We start from the raw sequence: 6000 nt of genomic DNA, 5'->3' as shown, positions 1-6000 counted from the left end.
GGATTTGGGGAGGTGCTCTAATTTTTATGTCTTTAAAGTCTTGAGCCCCAAGGGCTCTATATTATGAAATTAACTCAATGATAAAAACAAAGAAATTATTGTTAAAACTACTGATATAATTAATAGAGTAAAATTAAAAAGTCACCGGATAAATTTAATTCATCAACTATTATATTCTGGAGCAAATTCATATTAAGTATTAAAAGTCAAAACTTCCTTTTACATTAATACTTCTAGTATTTGTAGATGGAGTACGGATGGCAATATAATATGTACCACTAGGTCCACTTAGTATAAAACTACCACTTGTTTTCCTCCCACCACCATAACTTTTTGTCCAATATTGTTTACCATTACTAGCATTAATAAATCCTAATTGTATTTTTTGTGATGAGGGCTTCCATGTAATTACACCAACCTTTACTTTTTGATTTTTTGACATTTTATACTTGTTTTTAGATTTAACATGTTTATTTATACCAAGAGAAGAATGTCTAACAGTAAAATTTAAAAATGGTGATATTTTGTCAATAGATTCTTCTTCAGTAGATTGATCCCCTTCATACACAAGTTCAGCAACAAAATCTTCTGAATCCATATCCGAAATTGAACTTTCCTCTGCACTTGCAGTACCCACATGAAATAAAAACATAAAAAACAGACTAAACACCATTACAAAATACTTCTTAACCATTGTTACAGCTCCTTTTAAGCATTACGTTTTACCTATCACTAGTAATTTAAAGATATAACCTATGAATAATTAACTGTGATTATTCTATTATAATAGCTATATTTACTTTTTACTACATGCATGTAGTAAAAATATATTCATTTAGCTTAATTTAAATATGCTTTAAAAAAGTATTGTGTAGTTTTAATAAATAATCTAGACAGTCTTTAAATTTAGAATTAATTTATTAACGATTTATTAGCATCTTTTAAAAATATATTCGTTTTAACCTACGCTAAATTCATTCTTTTCGGATAGTTAATATTTACAATGAATCACTACAATGGTATAGTGATAATTGTACTACATAATTGTAGTTCATAATTTATTTTTGTAATTGCACGTCTTTTTAATTACAAAATGAATGTTGATAACTAGTAAAAGGAGGATAGTTAATAAGGAAACTTTAAACGAATGCTGATTTGGAAAAAGAAAATCATAGGTTTAAAGATTCCCGTAATTTTATTTATATTTATGTACAGGGGGGTTTTAATTTTGAAAAAATTACTCAATTCATTTTTAATTATTGGTTTATTATTAAGCCTAGTATCGCCTTTAAGCGTATTCGCATCTGATTTAACATCGAAAAATACAATGGAGAAAGATTATAAAGAATTGATGGGATTGATTGAGTCCTCAGAGAAAGAAAAATATAAAAAGGAAATGTCTAATTTAACTCAAGAAGAAATATATGAAAACTTTATAAAAATTGATCAAGAATATGATATTGGGGAGGAATTTTCACTAAAAGACCAAGCTTTTATTGAAATGTATGCAAAACCAGTTGATTCTTGGGAAATAACTCCGTTTAAATCAAAGAAAATTTCTGGATCTAAGAGTCAAAATGGCGTAACCGTTAAAGTAAGTGGTACAATTAAAGATGACATTCAAAATGTTATTAATCAAAGCTTTGGAGCTTCTAACCTAAAAACTAGTACAACAAAAGGTGCTAGTAAAGTAAAGTCTGTAAAAACAACAGTTCATCATACTGCTTATGGTTTAATAGGAAGTGGAGGAGTTGGTAAAGTATATTCTGGAACTTTATCTACTTCTGGAAAAAATAGTACATTGACTGGAACTAAGAGATACACTGCAGTTGTTGCATATGCTTCAACATGGGCTACTGCTACTGTTAAGCATTCTGGCGGTACTTTTACAGTTACTCCAAAATAAAATAGTGGGAGGATAATCATGTTAAGTAGTTTTGGGATTATTGGATCTATTATTACATTTTCAGTTTTGGCTGGATTAATTTATTTGTTTAGAAGACTGATTAAAAGAGATAATAGTAGTATGATTGACCAAAAAGAGTAACTTAAAAGTTACTCTTTTTGATTAGGTATCATTATAATTATGATAAGAACTAATGTATCTTGCATAAAACCCCTCCTAAGTTCTATTTTTGGGTAGAAATTAGGGAATAAGAAATATTTAGGGGAATAAACTCATTATATAGTATAAAGTAAGGATAAGTGGCCAAGGATTTAGCCTAAATAAAGAGAATGGTTTATGACGGAGAAAAAAACGAAGTCTTTTTGTCGTGAAGAATCCCCCTGCTACACTTTTGAGGCCAGTCGGTGCACCCTTGTAGTTGCCGAAACTGCTACTGTTAGTGAAGATAACTCAGATTCTGTTTCAACATTTGCTAGTCATAGTGGAAAACCAGGTTCAAAATGGAAAACAAGTTATAAAGTTGACTTTTGGGGATTTTATTTAGCGGCCAGAGCTAAAATAAATACTAGTTACACAGTCAACAAAAGTTCTATTAAGATAACTGACGTTACTAAAGCTGGCACAAAAGCAAATGCACCAACAACCATAGTAGTTGACTCATTGAAAAAAGTCACTAATAATAAGAAAACAGTAAAAAGTCGTGGTTCATTTACTAGAGTAAATGGGATAGTTATTGGAGGTCAACCAATCGGGTTTAGCGAGTCTTTTGATTTAACAACTACTTTAAAAATCACAAGTGCCACTAATTCAAAAGTGAAATGGACTTCTAGCTCTAAATCTTCAAAATAAAAGGAGTTATTTTTATGGGTGGCTTTGAACTCAATACGTTCTTTTCTCAAATAATATTTGTAGGGGTAGGGGCTTTAATAGTTTTTTTCCTATTTCGTTATTTGTTAACTAAAAAAAGAAAAAAAAAGAAAAGATAAAACTTCAACCCTTTGTGAGCAAATGTTGCTGGTAGATAGATAATACTAAAAAGAAGGCGACTTATGCAATGCATGTATAAGCCGCTTTCTTTGAGTATTAAAGAATATGATTTCTCGTATAAGTGATTTATTATAATTAATGATGTTTTACTTTATTCTATTCATTCGTCTTCTAAAACTATTTCACCATTTTCAACTTGTTTAAGAATTTCTTCCCAATCTTCTCTCGAGAATTTAGATTCATCAGATTTCTTGACTGAATTTATTTCATAATTACTCCCTTCTTCTTGTTCTTCTGTTGACTTGTCAATACCAGCTTTAAAAAGCACCACTTCTGATACTCTATTTATATTTTTGTGAATTAAGTTAGCACTTACAACACTACCGCTTCCGATAGCTATAAATATTATGAAGGATAGGAATACAATAGATTTACTAACCTTTTTTGCTTCTAATATTCTCAATAATCTTTTTCTTAAATTGACTTGACCTGTCGCAAAAAAAGTACCCAAAAGATATGGGTTTGTCTCTTGATTGGAACGGTAGATCATATTTAAAATGGTTTCACCATATTTTTTTCTCTCTCTGTGAGACATTTTTATCACGACATCTTCATCGCAGGAAAGTTCACTCCATTTATTGATTTCTTTTTGTAATATATAAACAAATGGGTTATACCAATGGAGTATGGTTGCGAGCAACGCAGCTCTCTTTACCCATAAATCTTTTCGCTTATAATGTATTAATTCATGCTTAATTATCATTTCTAACTCATCTGGTAGAATATCATGCATCGGTAATACAATAGTAGGCTTAAAAACACCAATAATTATGGGACTGATATTTAAACGACAAAATACGATTTCGACAGGAGAGTTTAGATTCATATTCTCCATCTGTTTGCGTAGAACATCGTATACAATATTTTCTTTTGGAACAGAAAAGCAACTCGCTTTAAGTTTTTTCGTGAATCGCATAAATATATATATAAATCTTAAACTACTAATCGTTACGCCAATAACCCAAACTACAACAACGACTTGAAAAAAAGCCGTTGTTAAAGATAAGACAGGTTGAAAAATAATAGATTGTTCTATATATTGAGTAGTCACATCTTCGCTGTTAATTACCGATAATAAATCTGACACTAGAAAGACTGGAACAAGAAAAAAGAATAAAGATAATTTTCTATTCCGATAATACCACTTTGATGAAAGAGTCCTTTTAGAAAGATATGTTATAAATAGTGAAAATAACAATACACTGCTTCCTGCTATAGATAGACCAATAATTATAGTTAGATATTCCACCATTATCAAACCTACTTATCATCAAACCATTTTTTGATTTCATCCAATTCTTCAGAATTAATATCGTCATCATAAAGTGTCGCTAAAAAATTTTTCACAGATCCTTTATACATCGTATTTAAAAAACCCTGTGCTTTCTTTTTTTCGTACATTTCAAACGATAATCTTGGGCTATAAACATTTGACCGTCCTTCTCTCTTTACAGCAAGCATCCCTTTATCTTCTAACCTAGAAAGAAAGGTTGCGATTGTTTGCCCTTTCCATTTTTTACCTTCTTTTACTAGAAAAACTTCCAATAATTCATTCGATTTAAAGGGACGATTTATTTTCCAAATTTCTTTCATTATTTTCATTTCCGTTTCAGATAGACTTTGGAAATCATTCAATTTATACACCTCGTATTAAATTGCATTTTACATTATAATTAATTACTACATCAATATAGTAACATGCTACTATATTATCTTTAATCTTGTCAATTTGCTATATTTCATAGTTTATAAGAGCTTAACTATAATATGATTATTCTGGATGCATAAAAAATGTAATTACTGCACCGATTGCTAATATTAAGCCACCCATTCCAAATGCATAAGAGTAATCTCCACTTATTGTTCGAAGGTACCCACCAAGGAATACACCTAATGCAGCAAATATTTGGTGAAGAAGCCAACTAAACCCTAGAATACTTCCCATTGCATTTTTACCAAATCGATCACCAATAATCCCCGTAACTAGTGGAATGATTGGCATTGATGAAACTCCATAAACAATTGAAAATACATATAACTGCCATATCCCCGGTGATATTGCTAGCCAAATAAATGCTATCAGGCGAATAATATAAAGCATAATCAACAAATTTTTCTTTCCAAAATTACGAGTTAATTGTCCTGTTACAAACATTGAAACTGCACTCGCAAAAGCAGCAATACCAAGTAATTGCCCCCCAAGTGAGGTATCCCCCCCTAGATCAACTGCGAAATTTGGAAGATGCATGGTTACTAAGTATAGTGTAAAACCACAAGAAGCAAATCCTAGGCTTGCAATCCAAAACTGACCACTTCTTAATGCCTCTGACAATTTTGCACTCTGAGGTGGTGAAAATATTGCCGTAGAATCTCCATCTGGCAATTGACCAACATCTTCTGGATTATTTTTAACTGCAAATAAAACTAAAGGCACGACAACAACCAGAATAATCATTCCAAGTACCACAAATGCAGAGCGGAAACCAGTGTTAGCAATTAGATAACCAGTTAAAGGTAATAGCAAAAGTTGACCAATGTTCATTCCCATTGAACTTCTTGAAAGCATTTTAGCCCGTTTCTTCACAAACCATCTCGATACTAATACTGAGTTGGCCATAGAACCACAGCCTGCAAAACCAATTGCGGTAAAAACCCCATAATAAATAAAGAATTGCCATACTTCAGTGATTGTTGCGGATAGCAAAAATGCAATTCCCATTAACGCTGCACTACTAGCAATTACTGACTTAGGACCAAACCTATCAATCAATTTTCCCATAATCGGTTGGAAAATCCCCCAAGTTATCATATTGAGAGACACTGCTAAACTAAGTGTTGTTATGTCCCATCCGTAGGTGTTATTCAGTGGAGCAAAAAATTGCCCTGCTGTCAGGTTTAGACCAAATGCTCCCATAAGTGTGATAAATGTAATCAGAATAACTCGATTACCCATAAAAGAATGTTGCAAAAAATCTCCTCCTATAAATGTATTAACCATTAAATTTCAGTTTTAATGGTTAATACAATATACAATTATAATTAACCTG

General features: G+C 31.2%; 7 protein-coding genes. 3 read left to right on the top strand and 4 right to left on the bottom strand.

Annotation, left to right across the window (positions count from 1 at the left end):
- Window positions 1–199: 199 nt before the first annotated feature.
- A complete protein-coding gene (locus Q1A47_RS05020) occupies window positions 200–694 on the bottom strand; it encodes a hypothetical protein (protein ID WP_026682381.1) in 495 nt (164 codons plus the stop codon).
- A gap of 534 nt (window positions 695–1228) precedes the next feature.
- Here Q1A47_RS05020 and Q1A47_RS05015 point away from each other — a divergent pair.
- The 3 genes from Q1A47_RS05015 to Q1A47_RS05005 all read left to right on the top strand — a co-directional run bounded on the left by Q1A47_RS05015 (window position 1229) and on the right by Q1A47_RS05005 (window position 2755).
- Entirely contained in the window at window positions 1229–1906 is a 678-nt protein-coding gene (locus Q1A47_RS05015) for a hypothetical protein (RefSeq protein WP_166529964.1), read from the top strand.
- Window positions 1907–1924: 18 nt separating this feature from the next.
- Window positions 1925–2047: a hypothetical protein gene (locus Q1A47_RS05010; RefSeq protein WP_299630976.1), complete on the top strand. Its 123-nt coding sequence runs from the start codon at window positions 1925–1927 to the stop codon at window positions 2045–2047.
- Between the two features lie 195 nt (window positions 2048–2242).
- Window positions 2243–2755 carry a hypothetical protein gene (locus Q1A47_RS05005; protein ID WP_166529965.1) on the top strand — a complete coding sequence of 171 codons (513 nt, stop codon included), beginning with the start codon at window positions 2243–2245 and terminating at the stop codon, window positions 2753–2755.
- Window positions 2756–3053: 298 nt separating this feature from the next.
- Here Q1A47_RS05005 and Q1A47_RS05000 read toward each other — a convergent pair whose 3' ends face one another.
- The 3 genes from Q1A47_RS05000 to Q1A47_RS04990 form a co-directional block, all read right to left on the bottom strand.
- The gene (locus Q1A47_RS05000; RefSeq protein WP_166529966.1) at window positions 3054–4205 is read right to left on the bottom strand and encodes a M56 family metallopeptidase; all 1152 of its coding nucleotides are present in this window, start codon (window positions 4203–4205) and stop codon (window positions 3054–3056) included.
- Window positions 4206–4213: 8 nt separating this feature from the next.
- Window positions 4214–4597: a BlaI/MecI/CopY family transcriptional regulator gene (locus Q1A47_RS04995; RefSeq protein WP_226983584.1), complete on the bottom strand. Its 384-nt coding sequence runs from the start codon at window positions 4595–4597 to the stop codon at window positions 4214–4216.
- A gap of 127 nt (window positions 4598–4724) precedes the next feature.
- Entirely contained in the window at window positions 4725–5906 is a 1182-nt protein-coding gene (locus Q1A47_RS04990) for an MFS transporter (protein ID WP_299630975.1), read from the bottom strand.
- Window positions 5907–6000: the final 94 nt, after the last annotated feature.

The organism is uncultured Virgibacillus sp., from assembly GCF_947495635.1.
In the GTDB taxonomy this organism is placed as follows: Bacteria; Bacillota; Bacilli; order Bacillales; family Amphibacillaceae; genus Virgibacillus; species Virgibacillus salarius.
The sequence above is the reverse complement of the archived record's forward strand: the minus strand, read 5'-3'. Positions and strand labels throughout refer to the sequence as shown.